This window comes from Streptococcus sp. HMSC10A01 (assembly GCF_001807785.1).
GTDB lineage: Bacteria > Bacillota > Bacilli > Lactobacillales > Streptococcaceae > Streptococcus > Streptococcus gordonii.
This window is the reverse complement of sequence record NZ_KV790965.1, coordinates 62,428-79,877: the sequence shown is the minus strand read 5'-3', so window position 1 is coordinate 79,877 and position 17,450 is coordinate 62,428. Positions and strand designations below refer to the sequence as shown.

General features: G+C 38.9%; 17 protein-coding genes. 4 read left to right on the top strand and 13 right to left on the bottom strand.

What is annotated here, in order from left to right; genetic code table 11:
* Positions 1-30: 30 nt before the first annotated feature.
* Complete coding sequence (locus tag HMPREF3108_RS02025) at positions 31-294, bottom strand: hypothetical protein (protein ID WP_008809359.1); 264 nt, start codon at positions 292-294, stop codon at positions 31-33.
* A gap of 275 nt (positions 295-569) precedes the next feature.
* On the opposite strand from HMPREF3108_RS02025, the gene HMPREF3108_RS02020 reads away from it, so the two are divergent.
* Positions 570-1,580, top strand: coding sequence for a lactonase family protein (locus HMPREF3108_RS02020; RefSeq protein WP_061596640.1), 1,011 nt, complete (start codon positions 570-572; stop codon positions 1,578-1,580).
* Between the two features lie 73 nt (positions 1,581-1,653).
* Positions 1,654-1,839: a hypothetical protein gene (locus HMPREF3108_RS02015; RefSeq protein ID WP_045503673.1), complete on the top strand. Its 186-nt coding sequence runs from the start codon at positions 1,654-1,656 to the stop codon at positions 1,837-1,839.
* 121 nt (positions 1,840-1,960) lie between these two features.
* Here HMPREF3108_RS02015 and HMPREF3108_RS02010 read toward each other — a convergent pair whose 3' ends face one another.
* The 3 genes from HMPREF3108_RS02010 to eno form a co-directional block, all read right to left on the bottom strand.
* A complete protein-coding gene (locus HMPREF3108_RS02010; RefSeq protein ID WP_046165370.1) occupies positions 1,961-2,365 on the bottom strand; it encodes a PaaI family thioesterase in 405 nt (134 codons plus the stop codon).
* Positions 2,366-2,463: 98 nt separating this feature from the next.
* Entirely contained in the window at positions 2,464-3,054 is a 591-nt protein-coding gene (locus HMPREF3108_RS02005) for a hypothetical protein (RefSeq protein ID WP_048779859.1), read from the bottom strand.
* 80 nt (positions 3,055-3,134) lie between these two features.
* Positions 3,135-4,439, bottom strand: coding sequence for a surface-displayed alpha-enolase (gene eno, locus HMPREF3108_RS02000; RefSeq protein WP_048779856.1), 1,305 nt, complete (start codon positions 4,437-4,439; stop codon positions 3,135-3,137).
* A 205-nt stretch (positions 4,440-4,644) separates the two neighbouring features.
* Here eno and HMPREF3108_RS01995 point away from each other — a divergent pair, with 205 nt between their 5' ends.
* Together HMPREF3108_RS01995 and HMPREF3108_RS01990 are read left to right on the top strand one after the other, a co-directional pair.
* A complete protein-coding gene (locus HMPREF3108_RS01995; RefSeq protein ID WP_048779916.1) occupies positions 4,645-5,094 on the top strand; it encodes a DUF1694 domain-containing protein in 450 nt (149 codons plus the stop codon).
* Between the two features lies 1 nt (position 5,095).
* On the top strand, positions 5,096-5,434 hold the full coding sequence (locus HMPREF3108_RS01990; RefSeq protein WP_048779854.1) for a nuclear transport factor 2 family protein: 339 nt from the start codon (positions 5,096-5,098) through the stop codon (positions 5,432-5,434).
* Here the strand turns inward: HMPREF3108_RS01990 and HMPREF3108_RS01985 are convergent.
* From HMPREF3108_RS01985 to HMPREF3108_RS01945, 9 genes are all read right to left on the bottom strand, one after another.
* The gene (locus HMPREF3108_RS01985) at positions 5,431-6,549 is read right to left on the bottom strand and encodes a glycerate kinase (protein WP_048779852.1); all 1,119 of its coding nucleotides are present in this window, start codon (positions 6,547-6,549) and stop codon (positions 5,431-5,433) included. The two genes, HMPREF3108_RS01990 and HMPREF3108_RS01985, sit on opposite strands and share 4 nt — an antisense overlap.
* A gap of 9 nt (positions 6,550-6,558) precedes the next feature.
* Positions 6,559-7,206 (bottom strand): phosphoserine phosphatase SerB, encoded by a 648-nt coding sequence (gene serB, locus HMPREF3108_RS01980; RefSeq protein ID WP_012130511.1) that lies wholly within the window; start codon positions 7,204-7,206, stop codon positions 6,559-6,561.
* 293 nt (positions 7,207-7,499) lie between these two features.
* A complete protein-coding gene (gene ezrA, locus HMPREF3108_RS01975) occupies positions 7,500-9,224 on the bottom strand; it encodes a septation ring formation regulator EzrA (RefSeq protein WP_012130512.1) in 1,725 nt (574 codons plus the stop codon).
* Positions 9,225-9,309: 85 nt separating this feature from the next.
* Positions 9,310-11,259: a DNA topoisomerase (ATP-hydrolyzing) subunit B gene (gene gyrB, locus HMPREF3108_RS01970; protein ID WP_048779848.1), complete on the bottom strand. Its 1,950-nt coding sequence runs from the start codon at positions 11,257-11,259 to the stop codon at positions 9,310-9,312.
* 1 nt (position 11,260) lies between these two features.
* A complete protein-coding gene (locus HMPREF3108_RS01965; RefSeq protein WP_048779846.1) occupies positions 11,261-11,839 on the bottom strand; it encodes an HAD-IA family hydrolase in 579 nt (192 codons plus the stop codon).
* 152 nt (positions 11,840-11,991) lie between these two features.
* Entirely contained in the window at positions 11,992-12,540 is a 549-nt protein-coding gene (locus HMPREF3108_RS01960; protein ID WP_048779844.1) for a DJ-1 family glyoxalase III, read from the bottom strand.
* Positions 12,541-12,553: 13 nt separating this feature from the next.
* The gene (locus tag HMPREF3108_RS01955) at positions 12,554-13,786 is read right to left on the bottom strand and encodes an FtsW/RodA/SpoVE family cell cycle protein (protein ID WP_012130516.1); all 1,233 of its coding nucleotides are present in this window, start codon (positions 13,784-13,786) and stop codon (positions 12,554-12,556) included.
* A gap of 12 nt (positions 13,787-13,798) precedes the next feature.
* The gene (locus HMPREF3108_RS01950; protein WP_012130517.1) at positions 13,799-14,776 is read right to left on the bottom strand and encodes a YeiH family protein; all 978 of its coding nucleotides are present in this window, start codon (positions 14,774-14,776) and stop codon (positions 13,799-13,801) included.
* A 112-nt stretch (positions 14,777-14,888) separates the two neighbouring features.
* Positions 14,889-17,363: a bifunctional DnaQ family exonuclease/ATP-dependent helicase gene (locus HMPREF3108_RS01945; protein WP_012130518.1), complete on the bottom strand. Its 2,475-nt coding sequence runs from the start codon at positions 17,361-17,363 to the stop codon at positions 14,889-14,891.
* Positions 17,364-17,450 lie beyond the last annotated feature (87 nt).

The following is a 17,450-nucleotide window of genomic DNA, read 5'->3' as shown; positions in this document are numbered from 1 at the left end:
ACTGCCTCCAAGTCTCACGACCACTCATTATTATTCTGCACTTGAATCTGCTGTATCTGTATCTTCTTCATTATCAACCGGAATTTGAACAATATTACCATCTGGCATGGTATATTCTGTCACTTCTTTCCCATCAACTACTTTGTTTTTCTTATCTACAGCATCCTTCTTGTAATCAATTGGCTTGCCATCTAAGGTCTCTGTTTTTTGCTTATCCTTATTTCCACAAGCTGCTAAAAATATAATTGAGAGTCCTAAGACAGCGATAAGAGTAGCTAATTTTTTAAAGTTCATGATGTTCTCCTTTTTAGTAAGTTATTGGGTTAAAATCTGTTGTAAATGTTTTAATCAACAAACATAAACAGCTTTTTAACCTTTTTGTTTTGTTTGAACAAATCTATTCTAACAAAGCTATCTAAGACCCTCCTACCTGCCATCTGTTTTTTTTGTGTTTTTTAAACTGATACTATTCTTTTGAATTTTTTGCATATCCTATCATGAAAACCAATCCAAGCTATTTTATGATATAATGACAATATCTTTAATAAACACCAATACGAGGTAAGATTATGACACAAACAGTTTACTTTGGTACCTATACCCGACGGGAGTCAAAAGGTCTTTACAAGGCAGATTTTGACTCAAATAATGGAATTTTGTCAAACTTAGCGCTAGTGGCCGAAGAAGCCAGTCCGACCTATCTTGCATTTGATGCAGCTGATCATCTTTATACTGTTGGGGCTGAAAATGGGCAAGGAGGAATTGCTGCATATGATAAGGATTTCAAGCTTTTAAATCATGTCGTTGAAGAAGGAGCTCCACTCTGTTATGTTGCAGTAGATGAAAAGCGTGATTTGGTATATGGAGCCAACTATCATAAGGGGCAAGTCCTAGTCTACAAACGTTTATCTGATGGCCGTCTGGAACTAGCAGATTCAGATACACATGAAGGATCTGGTCCACATGAGAATCAAGCTTCTGCTCATGTTCACTTCACTGACTTAACACCTGATCAATACCTAGTTACTTGTGATTTAGGAACTGACCAAGTGGTAACCTATGACCTTTCAAAAGATGGGAAACTGGAAAAATTAGATACATACAATTGTGCGCCAGGTGCTGGAGCACGCCATCTAGTCTTCCATAATTATTACAAAATGGCATATCTCATTTGTGAACTAAACTCAACGATTGAAGTTCTTATCTATGATGGTGTTGGTCAATTTGAACACCTACAAACTATCTCGACCCTACCTGAAGACTTCACTGGAGCAAATGGTACTGCTGCTATCAGACTTTCTGCAGATGGCAAGTTTCTCTATGGATCCAATCGTGGGCATGATTCAATCGCTGTCTATAAAATTCTCAAGGATGGCAGCTTGGAATTAGTCGAAATTACACCAACCAATGGAAAGAATCCACGTGATTTTAATATCACACCTGATCAAAACTACATTATTGCTGTTCACCAAGATTCTGACAATGCGACAGTTTTCAAACGTGATATAGAAAGCGGTAAATTAACAGAAGTCTCTCATGACTTTTATGTTCCTGAATCTGTCTGTGTCACCTTTAAATAAGCAGATTCCTTGCTTTCTATTTAAAAGTTTGATTAAATTATTACCGTATGAAAAAATGACTAAGGAGCCTATTATGAATCCCCTAGATTTATTTAACCAAGTAAAAGAAATGATCGAAAAGAAAGATTTCGATGCAGCTAAAAAGTTTGTTGAAGATAATAAAGACAAACTTGGCGAATACCTAGACCAAGCCAAAAAATTAGTAGCTGGAAATGAAATGGCCAGTGACGCTATCGATAAAATCAAAGGTTTGTTTTAAGCAAACTATAAAAAGCATCCTCATTGAGAGATGCTTTTTTATATATACACAAATTTCAGATACTGGCTAGGCATTTTAAAAAATAGATCCCAGTTTCTATTTAAAAACAGGGACTTAAGTACTAAATATTAATCTGACTTTCTTCTTTTCTTTGCCCTGTAACAAACATGGTAAATGTTGCCTTGCAGACATTTTCTTTTTCTTGATTGCTAATAACCACATCTACTACTCTCGTTTTACGTCCTGGATGAACACAGGTCCCTGAGATAGTAAGCTTATCACCAGCATGTCCTGCTCGCAGGTAGTTAATTGAAGACTGGAGCGTTACTCCATCTAAACCTTGAGATATCAAAACTAGACCAGAAATCTGATCACAGAGAGTAAAAAGGTAACCCCCGTGAGCATTACCGTAATAGTTCAAAGAGGACTGAACGACTTCGGTCGTAACAATGACTTGGCCATCCTTCATTTTTTCAATTTCATAGTTCTCAAATGCTGAAATCGCATCAAAGTGAAAATCTTTCATTTATTTCTCCTTACAATCTGTGTCTTATCATACTACTTTTCATTGATTCAAGCAAGGAAAGTTCCCAACAAATCTATAAAAATCTGCTTCTAGCTAATCTATTGTCTTTGCTGATTTCTTTTATTAATAAAGTCTTTTAATTCTTCTAATCGTTCTCTTGTTAGCGATTGAGCAAGAAAAGCTTCTTCGTTAACATCTTTGCTTTCATTAAATTCATGCATAGGAACATTATCATACTGCTTTACATTTACTGGTATAAGCTTCCCTTCGCCATAAGTTATAATCTCTATATTACTATCACTAAAAAAAGCTCCATAGTAGTCTTCTCGAACCACTACCGTCTGTCCTTTCTCCTCGAGATAGGCATAATGGCTTACTGGAACATAAACTGTAAAAAGATAGCCAATTATAGGAGAAACTGCCAACAGCAACAAACCTAAAGCAAGAGCAGGATAAAGAACCCATTTGTATCTTTTAATCAATAAATAGAAAGCGAGGAATAAAAAGAGAAAAGCAAGCCACGGACTCAACTGAGGTCGCCACAATATACTGGTGACCAAAAAGAATAAAAGAACCGCCAAAGGTGCCAGATTCCTAGACTTCCATTGATGAGCTACAAGAAGTCCAACAATCAAGAGAATAAGAGCTGGCCACTCTCTACTTAGAATATATAGAAGAAAATAAATCATCTCCCGAGTCTCCCTTTACTTTATTCAAAAATCCCTCAAGTCAAGCTTGAGGGATTTTTTCTTCATTCATTGAGAATGAATTATTTTTTCAAGTTATAGAAAGCTTGAAGACCTTTGTATTGAGCAACTTCACCAAGTTGATCTTCGATACGAAGCAATTGGTTGTATTTAGCAATACGGTCTGTACGTGAAAGTGAACCAGTCTTGATTTGACCTGCGTTAGTTGCAACTGCGATGTCAGCGATTGTTGAATCTTCAGTTTCACCTGAACGGTGTGATACAACTGCAGTGTAACCAGCTTCTTTAGCCATTTCAATCGCTTCAAAAGTTTCAGTAAGAGTACCGATTTGGTTAACTTTGATAAGGATTGAGTTAGCAGCACCTTCTTTGATACCACGTGCAAGGTAGTCAGTATTTGTTACGAAGAAGTCGTCACCAACAAGTTGTACTTTCTTACCAAGACGTTCAGTAAGAGCTTTCCAACCATCCCAGTCATTTTCATCCATACCATCTTCGATAGTGATGATTGGGTATTTGTTAACCAACTCTTCAAGGTAGTCGATTTGTTCTGCAGATGTACGAACAGCAGCGCCTTCACCTTCAAATTTAGTGTAGTCGTATACTTTACGTTCTTTATCGTAGAATTCTGATGATGCACAGTCAAATCCGATAAATACGTCTTTACCTGGAACATAACCAGCAGCTTCGATAGCAGCGATAATAGTTTCTACACCATCTTCAGTTCCTTCAAAACGAGGAGCGAATCCACCTTCGTCACCAACGGCAGTTTCCAAACCACGAGATTTAAGGATTTTCTTAAGAGTGTGGAAGATTTCAGCACCGTAACGAAGAGCTTCTTTAAATGTTGGAGCACCAACTGGCAAAATCATGAACTCTTGGAATGCGATTGGAGCATCAGAGTGAGATCCACCATTGATGATGTTCATCATTGGAGTTGGAAGAACTTTAGTGTTGAATCCACCAAGGTAGCTGTAAAGAGGGATTTCAAGGTAGTCAGCAGCAGCACGAGCTACAGCGATAGACACACCAAGGATTGCGTTTGCACCCAATTTACCTTTGTTAGGAGTACCATCAAGAGCGATCATTGCACGGTCGATAGCTTGTTGGTCACGAACATCGTAACCGATGATAGCTTCAGCGATAACATTGTTTACGTTATCAACTGCTTTTTGTGTACCAAGACCACCGTAACGAGATTTGTCGCCATCACGAAGTTCAACTGCTTCGTGTTCACCTGTAGAAGCTCCTGAAGGAACCATTCCACGTCCGAATGCACCTGATTCAGTATAAACTTCTACTTCAAGTGTTGGGTTACCGCGTGAGTCTAGGACTTCGCGAGCGTAAACATCAGTAATAATTGACATTTCTTACTCTCCTTTGAGTTTTTTTATTTACTCTTCTATCATACTCTAAATAAGCGTTTTTTTCAAGAAAAAATCGTCTCTTAACCTTAAAAAATCTAGTTTTATCAAGCAACCGCTTACACTTTGCATGCTTTTTCTATCTTTATGAAATATTATGAAAATAAGTATTTTTGCAGCCCCTATGACTTTATGCTATACTAAACCTATGACAGATATTAATAAAGTAATCATGGAGAAAGCCCAAGGCGGTGCCAAACTTAACCCTGATGAGCAACGAAAATTTTTAGGAACTTTTGAGGAACGAGTACTGGTCTCCTGCTCTATTGAGCAAGCAAATGACTCTCTCGTTCGTAGTCACTTCAAAGAAGTGCTCAGCAAGATTGTAGAAAACTATCAGCCTGTCCTAGTCAAAATTTCACCAGAAGTGGAGTCTAGCAATCAAATCTTTTATTTGAAAATATCTAAAGATCTTAGTTGTGAGGCAACAATTGTTTCTGGTGATTGCCAAACTTCTCCATTTGGACTCATTATCCACAGTGACCATCTTGTCCAGGTAGATGAGAAAGATATGTACCAACAGTTTGCTAGCTTGTTTCAACCAGTAGAAGAACCTGTAAAGGAAAAGCGAACTATCTGGAAAAAGTGGTTTGAATAAGATGACTAATATAGAGAAACTTTTTGCTTTTTTTGATGCAGAAAATCAGCGAGATTGGCAAACCTATCAGACCTTTCTTTCTGACTATGTTAGCTGGGAATTACAGGGTGACACAACCGAAATTATCAAAGGCAAAGCGGACTACCTGACTAAAATTCAAAAAATCTACTATAAGAACCCCGTCCAGTTTCGTTGTACTTATTATCAGCTTAGTCCTGACCAGAATCGGATTGTGACTCTCTTAGAAAATGACTTTGGCGACCTGTCTTGTGACATCTTCTTCTTTGAAAAGGGTTTGATAGTTAAAGAAATTGAATACCTACTAAAAAAAGCGGACTAACCGCTTTTTTTCATTTTTAGTAGATTACCAATATTTCTAGCTGTTCGAATCAAATTTTGCTCAGCCTGCTCTAGTATCTTATCTAAACTATCTGCTCGCGCAATAATCGGAAAAGCTGCCTGGATATTTTCAACTGGGAAATCAGGTAAATCATCTTCCAGACTTCCGCAAATAGCCAGTACAGGGATACCTTCAGGTGTTCGTCTTGCGACCCCAACAGGTGCCTTACCCGCCAAAGTCTGACGGTCCATCCGTCCTTCGCCAACGACGACCAAGTCCGCTTTTTTAACTCTGTCATCAAAATCCAGTAAATCTAAACAGGTTTTGATACCCGAAACGATTTTTCCTCCAGCAAAAGCAACCAGTCCTGCAGCCATTCCGCCTCCGGCTCCAGCTCCATCCATATCAATCACCTGAGGATCAACCAACTGATAGAAATCTGCCATAGCTTGATCCACTTGAGAGAATAATAAGGGTGCTAGACCTTTCTGACCTCCGAAAACAATTGTCGCACCACGCTCACCGCAAAGAGGATTGTCAACGTCAGTCAAAATCTCAATCTCAACTTCTTTCAAGAAAGCAGGAACCTGCTCAGCTGATATTCGAGCGACCTTTCCCAAAGACGAGCCAATGGGGCGCAATCTATGATTGCCCACATCGAAAAATTCATAGCCCAATCCAGCTGCCAATCCAATCCCACCGTCGTTACTGGCCGAACCTCCAACACCCACTAAAATTTTTCTGACACCGTCTTCAGCTAGCTGCAAAATCAATTCTCCCAATCCTTTGGTCTCTATGGCCAAGGGGTTTCTTTTTTCATGAGGAATAGAGGCGAGTCCGACCAAGTCAGCCATCTCAAACAGTGCTTGCTGACCGTTCCTAGCATAAGGCATTTTTACTGGCTGGCCAAAAGGACCAGTCACAATGTGGTAAAATTCAGTCCAGCCCAAGGCTGATGTCAGCGCAGCCATTGTTCCCTCGCCCCCGTCACCGACCGGTAGCAAGTCAAAGCTGGCATCTGGCAAGGCCTGAGAAAATCCGTTCTGTAGAGCCTGAGCAACCTGAGCAGCTGATAAACTTTCCTTGAAAGAATCTGGTGCAATTAGGATATGCATACTTCTCTCCTATTCTTTTCTATTGTCTAAAAGATCAATAACCCGATAGAGGTTGCGTTCTTGAATCTGGTAAGGAACCTGCTCACGCACGATTGGCTTGGCCATAAAGGCAATTCCCATCCCCGCCGCCTGAATCATCGGCAAATCATTGGCGCCATCCCCCATAGCAATCGTTTGATTTAATTCTAAATTGTTTTCAACTGCCCATGCTTTTAACATGGCAAGCTTGGTATCCTTAGTGACAATCTCTCCTAAGACTTGACCTGTCAAAAGGCCCTGCTTGATTTCCAAACGGTTTGCCTTGACGTAGTCAATTCCAAGCTGCTCAGCCAGTCTGTCCACCGTCTCATGAAAACCACCTGACACCAAGCCTACTTTATAACCACGTTTATGTAGCTCCTTGACCAAGTCCTCAGCTCCTGGCGTGAAGTGGATCCTTTCAGCAATTCGAGCAAAAATATCCTCTGGCAGCCCTTTTAAAAGGGCGACCCGCTCACGTAAAGCAGCTTCAAAGTCCAACTCTCCTCGCATGGCACGCTCGGAAATAGCCGCAACCTGAGCTCCTACACCAGCCTCCTCTCCTAGCAGGTCTATTCCTTCTTCCATGATTAAGGTGCTGTCAACGTCCATGACTAAGAGACCTTTTATTTGCTCCATTCTTTCACCTCATTATATGCTTACATTATGTTATAATTCACTCCATGAATCAGGAAGCTTTCTTATCATTATTTTTTCATATAAGATTTTTCCTACAAAAATTTTCCTCCTTCCAGGACATTCTTTTCTCAATCTTGAAGTCTATTGCTTAAAATGTAAGATATTCAAGAGCAAAAGCTTTTTGTTAAAGAGTCAACTAATGGGGAAAATCTTCAGAAAAGACCATCCTTATCCCCATTATAACATAAGAAAATGGAGAGAATAAAAATAAAAAAGTTCCCTTAGGAACTCTTTTAAAATCGAATATTTTCTCGGGTTTTCTCATAAGATGTAACAAAACGACTTGTTACGCCAGGCTCAACAACCTCGAGAGCTTGAGAAATCACTTCGAATGAACTTTCATAATCAAATTGATTTTCAAAGATATCCAAAGCTTTATTAAAAGCTTCCTGAATACTTTGATCAAAGGAACGATAACGATTAGAATACTGAAGAAGCTGTTCTGTCAAAGTTGCGTACTGAACAATCTGATAGGTTTCAGTTTCCAAATCATGAATGTCATTTGTAACATTTTCAAGTAACAAATTAACATTGTCAATATTTACGCGCAATTGCTCCAACTCTGTAAGCAAGGCCTCTGTATGATCACTGGCTGTAAAGAAGAGACTTAAGAAACTCTTTGGAATTCCTGGTAAATTGCGTTTTTCCATATAGCGCTTAATTGTGTGAAGCTTGTTGATGTAGATGTTGACTTTTTGACGAGCATTGTCATCATCTTTTTCAATTCTCTCTAGACGCTCACCAAGAGTGATTTGTTCGTCTTCAATTTCTTTCAAGCGTTCTTGAGTTGCTTCAAGTGCTTCCTGAGTTAACGAATAAGCTTGTTTATTTTCAGCTGAGTCTTCTACAGTAGCTAAAACAACTGCCTCTAATGCAGACAATTCACTTTGTAAATCACGAACTTTCTCATCTTCTTCATCAGATAGAAGATACATCTTAGACAAACGATCCAACTCACTTTGAAGGTGTTGGTTGTTTTCTTTTGTATGTTTCAAATAAGCTGGTAAGTTTTCTTGTAATTTTTCAACAACTTTCTGAGCAGCAATTTCTCGCGTAAAGATGTCATACAAAGCATTGATTTCTTCTTGAATTTGAGTATTTTCATATTGGGCATTATCCAACTCCAAAGCAGCAATATTCTCATAGTTTTGAGTGATATTAGAGTGGAGTTGTGAGAAGCGAGACTCGATATCCGTTTCAACAAAATGATATCCAGCTTCCACCAATTTCCGATAACCAGATTCAAGATCTTCCAGCTGGTCTGGTAAAACTTCTCTTAGTTCAGTGACAATACTTGGCACTTTATCAACAATATGAGTTAAAGCAAGGATATGGTTCTCGGTTTTATCCAAAATATCCGCAGCTTCTACTGGGTCCCCAGAAGAATTAAGGGTAACAAATTGGGAGAACTCAGATTCAATATTTTGCAATTGCTTTTGAATCTCTTGAACTGCTGGTCCATACTTTTCTGTGTCTTCAGCTACTTTAACTTGTAGATTTTCAAACAATTCCAAAGCATGGAGAACACGTCCGCTATTTTTAGCTTCTTGCTTTTCTAAATCAGCTAAAGCCTCACGGATTAACTCAATATCTTCTTCAACCAGATTAATCTGACTTTCAATACTATCAATCGCATGCTTTGCCTTTAGAAAGCGAAAGGAATTGTTATAACCTTCTGCTTCAAAGATATTATTTTCAATATCTGCAAAAGAATTAAGGGAAAGATCGACCCATTTTTGATTCCACTCACGGAAAGTCACCTGACTTTGACCGATGAGATGCATATTCTTAATCGCCTCTACTTCATCATTCACAGGAAGATTATATAGTTTCTCTTTACGTTCTTCCAAACTATCAAGTAGAGTCTCATTTCTCTTTCTTAGGACAACAGCAGCTACATAAGCAAGAATTAAAGCTACTGCAATCACTATGATTAGAATAATTAGTCCGTTAGACATATAAAACTCCTTCGTATTATTACTTGAGAATAAACATAATGATTATATCATAATTTCATTAGTCTTGTATACAATTTCTTCATTTCTATACATCTAATGTACTGTAAACAGCATTTTCTTCGATAAATTCGCGACGTGGTTCTACCCGATCTCCCATCAGCATATCAAAGATTTTGTCTGCTTCTGCAGCATCGTCAACTGAAACACGTGCCATCAAGCGGTGTTCTGGATCCATGGTTGTTTCCCACAGTTGGTGATCATCCATTTCTCCCAAACCTTTATAACGCTGAATTGTAGGCTTAGAGCGACCTTCACTATACCTAGCCAAAGCTTCTTGAAGTTTTATTTCTTGATCAGCTCCTGGCTGAATATATTCTTTGACTTCACTTCCAACCTTAACACCATAGATAGGTGGCTGAGCGATGTAAACATAGCCTGCTTCCAAGACTGGCTTCATATAGCGATAAATCAAAGTCAAAAGTAAGGTACGAATATGAGCTCCATCGACATCGGCATCAGTCATGATAACCAATTTTTGATAACGGCACTTGCTAATATCAAAATCAGCACCAAAACCAGTTCCCATAGCTGTGAAAAGGCTACGGATTTCTTCGTTGGCCAATATTTTATCCATGCTGGCCTTCTCAACATTAAGAATCTTACCTCGAATTGGCAAAATTGCCTGAAATTCACGGTTCCGTCCTGACTTAGCTGAACCTCCAGCTGAGTCTCCCTCTACGATAAAGAGTTCTGTTTCAACAGGATTATTTGACGAACAATCCGCCAGTTTACCTGGCAAATTCGAAATTTCCAGACCAGATTTTTTACGGGTGACTTCTCTCGCTCTTTTTGCAGCTATTCTAGCTTTTGAAGCCAAAATTCCTTTTTCAACAATCTTCTTAGCAACTGCAGGATTCTCTAAAAGAAAATCTGAGAATGCTTCGCTAAATAGACGGTTGGTAATTTTAACAACTTCGCTATTTCCCAGTTTGGTCTTGGTTTGTCCTTCAAACTGAGGATTCGGGTGTTTAACAGAGATAACTGCTGTCAAGCCTTCTCGAACGTCTTCACCTGTGAGATTATCTTCGTTTTCTTTGAGAAGTTTATTCTTCTTAGCGTAATCATTGATGACACGAGTTAGGGCTGTACGGAAACCTTGCTCATGTGTCCCACCTTCATGTGTGTGGATATTATTAGCAAAACTCATCACCGTTTCATGGTAGCCTGTCGTATACTGCATAGCTACTTCCACGGTTATATCCTCCATTTCTCCATCTGTATAAATAGGATTGTCGAAGATGACTTCCTTATTTTCATTGATATACTGGACATAACTAGCAATCCCACCTTCGTAATGGTAGTCTTTACTTTGTTCTATACCATCTCGTTTATCAGTAATCGAGATAGACAAGCCTCGGTTGAGAAAAGCAAGTTCTTGGATCCGTTTATTGAGTTTTTCAAAATCAAATTCAACAGTCTCGGTGAAGATTTCTGGGTCTGGCGTAAAATGAACCGTTGTACCTGTCTGATCTGTTTCACCGATCACTTTCAAATCAGCCACGACATGGCCACGAGTGTATTCTTGGAAGTGAATTTGACCATTTTTATATACCTTAACATCCAGTTGGGTGGACAAAGCATTTACAACAGAAGAACCTACACCGTGAAGGCCTCCTGAAACCTTGTAACCGCCACCGCCAAATTTCCCTCCAGCGTGAAGGACCGTAAAGACAGTTTCAACAGCAGGACGACCTGTTTTTTCCTGAATATCGACAGGGATCCCGCGTCCATCATCAACTACTGTGATAGAATTGTCTTTTTCAATAAAGACTTGAATATGACTAGCAAAACCAGCCAAGGCTTCGTCAATAGAGTTATCAACGATTTCCCATACCAAATGGTGCAGACCTTCTTTAGAAGTTGATCCGATATACATACCCGGACGCATACGAACTGCTTCAAGTCCTTCAAGGACCTGAATCTGGCTGGCATCATATTCTTGAGATTGGATGTCTTGTTGCTTTTCTTCTGTCATTTTATTCCTTTTCTGTATTTAAATGTAAATAATTCTTTAGATGTTCCATGCTATCAAAAAGATAAGTATCAAAACCTGCGGCTTGACCAGCCTCTATATCTATCGGGCGATCACCAATAACTAAACAGGAGCTAATCTTGTACTTTTCCTTGAGATAATTCATGGATTCTGGGTCAGGTTTTCTCTTAAAACCATTATCAGCTGTGACAATTTCCGTAAAGAGGGAATCAATTCCTGTTTTAGAGATAATTTCTAAAACCTGATTGTCCCGATGGGAGACTAAAAAGTTTCTGCCACCTTGCTTAATTATGGTTGCTAATAGCTCTTTTGCTCCGTTAAATAAAACAGGATGCTGAAGTTCCTTAGCTTCATTGGCCTTGTAAGATCTCAAAAAATCTTTCACTCCCGGTGCAAACTGCTGCACTGCATGGTCCGTTGAAACTTTTAAAGCTTGATATACTTCATCATGGCTAGCTTCTATGCCTAATGACGCTAAAGTTCGTACAAATGCAGCTGTGGAAGTTTCATAATTATCGAGAAGCGTACCGCCTAAATCCCAGATATAATCTTGATAATCCATAGCTTTTATTATACCATATTTTTCCTGAAAAAGCTCTAATATTGGTAAAATATACTGATAAGAATCCTTTTAAACCAAATAAAAATAAAGTATAGATTTCTCATTTATATGAATAAATAAAAACCCACTTATTGATAAATGGGTTTCCTGGTTTATTCTCCAAAAACATCTGTATATAGCATGCCCTGGCGTAAGGAATCCGCGTCACCGCCTAGCTTCTCCACTATAGTATAAGCAAAAGCAAGCGCAGTTGAGGGACCTCGACTTGTAATAAGTTTGCCATCAGTGACCACTGTCTCCTTCAGGTAATTCCCGCTCTTAATACTCTCCTCAACGCCATCATAACAGGTGAATTTTTTATTCTCCAATACTCCTGCTTTTTCAAGTGCTATGGGAGCGGCACAGATTGCAGCAATCCACTTATCTTCTTCCTGCATCTTAGTTAGAGCTTTCATCAGGTCCTGGTCATCTCTAAGATTAGCAGACCCAGGCATTCCACCCGGCAAAACAACCATATCATAATCGTCTAAATTTCCTTGCCACAATCGGTCAGCTTGAACACTAATTCCATGAGAACCTGTCACTACTTGCTCAAATCCAAGCATATGACAGGTAATATTGGCCCGACGCAAAACATCCACAACCGTGAGAGCTTCTATTTCTTCAAAGCCATTAGCTAATATAACAGCAACTTTCGTCATGTATTCTATCCTCCTATTTTAATTTTTTCAGAATTATTTTCTTTCGTCTCCTAGAATATCCTGTCTGTTGCTCTTCTAAAAGATTATTTTGATAACTAACAGAAAGCAAGAGACCTACTCCGATTAGGTTACTGATAATAGAGGAGCCTCCTTGGGAAATAAAGGGCAGGGGAATTCCTGTTAAAGGAAGTAAGCCCGTCACAGCTCCAATATTTTCAAAAATATGGAAAATCAGCATCATAGTGAGCCCAGTAGAAATGTAGGTATAAAATTGATTATTTGATTTCAGAGTAATCCTTAACATGCGATAAATAAGCAAAAGGTAGAGGGCAATCAGGAAGATCGAGCCCATAAAACCAAAGTCTTCCGCAATTACCGTAAAGATCATATCACTTTCTCGCACCGGCACTAATAAATTGGATACATTAAAACCTTGCCCCCAGATTCCACCGCTACCAATAGCAATCTGGCCCTGAGCTTGTTGATAAGTAGTCGTTTGGGCATATTCAAAAGGATGAAGCCATGCTAAAATCCGGTTAATTTGGTAAGTCGGCATGCCTAGATTGTGAAGAAATGCCCTACCACCTTCCCAGGTAAAGATTAGCATAAAAGCTATAAAAAGCGAAACGCCCGTTAGAAAGATAGGAAGAATAATTTTCCAAGAGACTCCAGATAAGAGAACAATTCCTGAAAAAATGGCCATGAAAACAAGAGCCGTCCCCAAATCACTCTGTAAAGTCAATAAAATCAAGACTGGCACAGTATAGAGAAAGAGCTCTAAAATCAATAGCCAATCCATTTTGATCGTCCTAATCTTGTCTTTATTTCGTTGGCTGAATTGAACAACTGAACGCGATAAGATCAGAATATAAGAGATTTTCATAAACTCTGACGGCTGGAAGAGGGTCGTACCACCAATAGTTACCCAGTTTTTAGCTCCTGTTGAAGCAACAAGAGACGGGCTATAAAAGACCAGGGGTAGAACCATGAGACCTAAACCTAGAACGTAGAGAAAGGGAGTCATCTTCCAAAGAAATTTGGTGTTAAAAAACATGACGACAAAACTAATCACAATCCCTAAAGCTATCCAAGCAATTTGCTGTCCAACTATTGCCCAGGCACTAGCAGGGTAGTCATGATTCACTGCTATATAAATGGCCATGATGCCAAAAATCAATAAACAAATAACTGGTAAAATTAAACTATAATCCACTCGCGAATCAATCGAGGGTTTAAAATAAGACATACTCACTCCTATCTAGAAAAAATACTGAATAATCAAGCTAGATACTGCAACAACAAACCAAGCAAAGGCGCCAGTTAAAAGTGGAGCTGCTCCCGCTTGTTTAAACTGAGCAAAAGAGACCCGAGAGCCTATTCCTGCTAAAGCCATTGCCATCAGCCATTGAGATAGAATTTTTGTAAAGGAAATAAAGGAAGCAGGTAAAACACCCGTACTACTAATCAGAGATGCACAGACAAACCATAAAATAAACCAAGGGAAAATTTTCTTTAGATCTACTTTTTGCTTAGATGACTGGGACTTAAGATACCGAACACCTGCAAAAATGAGGCAAGCCGGCACGATCATTAGAGCTCGACTTAATTTAACAATGGTTGCCAAATCACCAGCGGTCTGACCATAGGTATAGCCAGCAGCTACTACAGACGAAGTATCATTGATAGCTGTTCCTGCCCAGGTTCCAAAGGTTTCGGCCGACATCTGCATAACATGTCCAAGAAAAGGAAAAATGAAAACTGCCAAAATATTGAAGAAGAAAATAGTTGAAATCGAAAGAGCAATCTCTTCTTCTTTAGCTTCTAAAATAGGTGAAGCTGCCGCAATAGCAGAACCCCCACAAATAGCAGTTCCAAATCCAATCAACAAGGTTAAGACTCGTCCCATTCCCAAAAAGCGCCCAATAAGATAAGCGGATAAAAAGGCTAGTAAAATCGTAAGAATACTGATTTTTAAAGATGATAAGCCAGTTGCAGAAACTTTTGAAATAGAGAGACTAAAACCTAGCAAGATAATAGAATACTGCAAGAGTTTCTTACCCGAAAAAGCCAAACCTAGATGAAATTTCTGAGGAATTTTCCAAAAATGATTCAACAGAATACCAAGTAAAATTGCAAATACACTGGAGCCAAACAAAGGAAAAGCTTTGCCCAAACAGGTAGCAATCGCAGCTATGGCTAAAGATAAACCCAAACCTGGAATGTATTTTTTAAACATGATTAATCAGAACCTTCTTCTTTTTTCAATGTTTCTATTATAGCAGAATTTAGAAACTTGAGTTGAGTGAGTGTTAAAAGTTTTTAAATATTCTTTGATCTCCAAACACAAGTTACTCGTTTTTCTTTTTTACAATCTTTTTCTTAAAATAAAGTCCTATATCTTGTCGAATTTGATGAAAAGAAGACTGCTCAATTGGTGCTGTCTTAGATAAGACTCCTCTGATCTGGCGACTATACCGCTTGGTATAGACGCGATTATCCAAGATAAGAACAGCAGACTGCTGTTTGCGATGGCGAACCGTCCGTCCCAAAGCTTGTTTCAAACGTAGAATCGCAACCGGCAAACTATAATCATAAAAGGGGTTTTTCCCCTCAAGACGAAGCCGACGATTCATCTTTTGCGTGAAAACATTTTGCGGATTGTCAAAAGGTAGACGTGTAATGATTTGAATCATTTTGTCCTGACTAGAAAAGTCCGTTCCTTCCCAGAAACTACCTGTACCTAGTAATATTTGGGCTTCTCCTCGATCAAAACGACGTTTAATGTTACTAGCATCACCATTTTTATACTGAGCTAGATGCTGCAAAGACAAATTTTCTGATACTTCCAACAAGAGCTCCTTAGAAGTAAAGAGAACTAAAATCGGAAGGTTTAGGTCATATAAACTTTCAATCCTCTCAACAATCAATTGGGCATGGTGGGGAAGTGGCAAATCAGCCAAATCCGGAAAGTCTTTATCGACCCAAATTCTCTGCTGGTGATAATTCTTAGCTGGCAAATGATAAAACTGATAGGCTTGAAAGCCAAGTAGCTGAGCTAGATTCACCTTTCGGCTGATTTCTAAGGTTGCAGATATGAAAAAGAGCTGAACCCTTTCAGGCAGAAAATCCTGAAAGTTCATCAAAGATAATCTAGCTGCATGAAGACTAGTTACTCGATGTTGTTCGAAATATTCATCTTCCAACCAAAATTGTTCATACCTGTGATCCAAAATCTCACGCAATTCTGGAAGATAGTGATCTGGAAGTTCAGACAAATCCTGTCTAAGCTTAAGTAAGGTTTTGTCACTTACTTCACTCACTCTTTCGTTATGAAAAACTTCCACTAGCTGTGCTAGTTCAAATTGCAGACTTTCAAATAAACGGCGTTCCAGAAGAGAATCCACACGAAGAATTTCTTGCTGAATTGTCTGCAATAGCTGATTCATCTTGAGACTTTTTTGAGAAAAACTTTCTAAAGCCAAAAAGAGCTTCTGAGCTTCATCTACTACTAAAATACGTCCTTCAATCAAACTTTTATCATCTTCTAAACGAGTGAGGAGGTAAGCGTGATTCGTCAATAATACTCTACTCTCCCTTGCTTTTTCCTGACTAATCTGCCAAAAATCTACACCGTAAAACAAAGATTTTTTGCTCAATTGGCCGTCATGTCCTATCTCCTCGAAAAAAGCTTGATAACGATGAGCTTGACCAATTTCTTCTAAGTCTCCTGTTTTAGTTTCAGTAAGCCAAACTAAAAGCTGCATCTTGCAACGGTTAAGCAAGCGATTATCATCCAAGCGCTCTAAACTCTGGTAAAAAGCATCCAACTTGATATAGGATTTTGGACTTTTTAAACTATGAAAAGCTACTTGAAAAACCTCTTCAATCGCTCTTCCTTCTCCAGTTGCAATTTGATCCTGCAAAATTTTAGTCGGTACACTGACTACGATCTTTTCCTGACAATGTGCCAAAAGAGGTAGCAGATAACCATAGGTCTTTCCTAAGCCAGCCTGGGCTTGCAAGAAATTAGGCAAAGGATTTTTCATGGCCTCTTCTATGAGAGAAGCAAACTTTTGCTGTTCAGGTCTTTCTTCTAGTCCAAGCAAAGAAATATTTTTAGCAAAATCACTAGATAGACATCTTTCTTTACCAAGCTTAGCCTGCTTTTTTAGATAAATACCATGACAATCAAGCCAGTCACCAGCTCTTCCATCTGGCATCTTCTCAAAACAGTCTTCCAGCACCAAGCGAGACTCATAAATCAAGCTATCAGACAAAACAAGAAGGCGTTCTAGTAAGGGCTTGGGTAAACTTTGAATTTTTTCTTGGATTTTTAAAAATAGCAGGGCTGTCGCCATAGCATCTGAAATAGCGGTATGGGCTTGTTCCAAAGGAATTTCCAGTAGTTCACAGAGACTGGATAGCCCATATTTTTCATAAGTTGGAAAAACGACTTGAGCCAACTCTACAGTATCGACACGAGGAGACAATAAGTCAAAACCTTCCCAAAAAAGGGATTCTGCTAATAGATTCGCATCAAATTTAACATTATGGGCTACAAAAACTGCATCTTCAATCAGTTCATAGATCTCACGCGCCACCTGAGAAAAATCAGGTGCCTGGCTCAAGCGTTGATCAGACAAACCTGTCAGCTGTTTGATATGTTCTTCTAAAGCCTCATGAGGGTTAATATCTGTCTGGTAGGTCTCCTTAATCTCTCCATCTTCTAGAATGACAATTCCTACTTGAATAATTTTTGCAGTGCTACCTGTTCCTGTCGCTTCCAAATCGACAATAGCATACTTCATATTTTTTCGTTTCATCTTATCAAAATTATACCATGTTTGCAGTCAAGATGCGAGGCTAGAATAATGAAATCCCGAGAGTACTTAGATGGTTTCTAGATTAGA

What these genes read in the sequence shown, in the direction of transcription:
- HMPREF3108_RS02025 (WP_008809359.1), bottom strand. Translation starts at nt 294, where the DNA reads ATGAACTTTAAAAAATTAGCTACTCTTATCGCTGTCTTAGGACTCTCA.
- HMPREF3108_RS02020 (WP_061596640.1), top strand. Translation starts at nt 570, where the DNA reads ATGACACAAACAGTTTACTTTGGTACCTATACCCGACGGGAGTCAAAA.
- HMPREF3108_RS02015 (WP_045503673.1), top strand. Translation starts at nt 1,654, where the DNA reads ATGAATCCCCTAGATTTATTTAACCAAGTAAAAGAAATGATCGAAAAG.
- HMPREF3108_RS02010 (WP_046165370.1), bottom strand. Translation starts at nt 2,365, where the DNA reads ATGAAAGATTTTCACTTTGATGCGATTTCAGCATTTGAGAACTATGAA.
- HMPREF3108_RS02005 (WP_048779859.1), bottom strand. Translation starts at nt 3,054, where the DNA reads ATGATTTATTTTCTTCTATATATTCTAAGTAGAGAGTGGCCAGCTCTT.
- eno (WP_048779856.1), bottom strand. Translation starts at nt 4,439, where the DNA reads ATGTCAATTATTACTGATGTTTACGCTCGCGAAGTCCTAGACTCACGC.
- HMPREF3108_RS01995 (WP_048779916.1), top strand. Translation starts at nt 4,645, where the DNA reads ATGACAGATATTAATAAAGTAATCATGGAGAAAGCCCAAGGCGGTGCC.
- HMPREF3108_RS01990 (WP_048779854.1), top strand. Translation starts at nt 5,096, where the DNA reads ATGACTAATATAGAGAAACTTTTTGCTTTTTTTGATGCAGAAAATCAG.
- HMPREF3108_RS01985 (WP_048779852.1), bottom strand. Translation starts at nt 6,549, where the DNA reads ATGCATATCCTAATTGCACCAGATTCTTTCAAGGAAAGTTTATCAGCT.
- serB (WP_012130511.1), bottom strand. Translation starts at nt 7,206, where the DNA reads ATGGAGCAAATAAAAGGTCTCTTAGTCATGGACGTTGACAGCACCTTA.
- ezrA (WP_012130512.1), bottom strand. Translation starts at nt 9,224, where the DNA reads ATGTCTAACGGACTAATTATTCTAATCATAGTGATTGCAGTAGCTTTA.
- gyrB (WP_048779848.1), bottom strand. Translation starts at nt 11,259, where the DNA reads ATGACAGAAGAAAAGCAACAAGACATCCAATCTCAAGAATATGATGCC.
- HMPREF3108_RS01965 (WP_048779846.1), bottom strand. Translation starts at nt 11,839, where the DNA reads ATGGATTATCAAGATTATATCTGGGATTTAGGCGGTACGCTTCTCGAT.
- HMPREF3108_RS01960 (WP_048779844.1), bottom strand. Translation starts at nt 12,540, where the DNA reads ATGACGAAAGTTGCTGTTATATTAGCTAATGGCTTTGAAGAAATAGAA.
- HMPREF3108_RS01955 (WP_012130516.1), bottom strand. Translation starts at nt 13,786, where the DNA reads ATGTCTTATTTTAAACCCTCGATTGATTCGCGAGTGGATTATAGTTTA.
- HMPREF3108_RS01950 (WP_012130517.1), bottom strand. Translation starts at nt 14,776, where the DNA reads ATGTTTAAAAAATACATTCCAGGTTTGGGTTTATCTTTAGCCATAGCT.
- HMPREF3108_RS01945 (WP_012130518.1), bottom strand. Translation starts at nt 17,363, where the DNA reads ATGAAACGAAAAAATATGAAGTATGCTATTGTCGATTTGGAAGCGACA.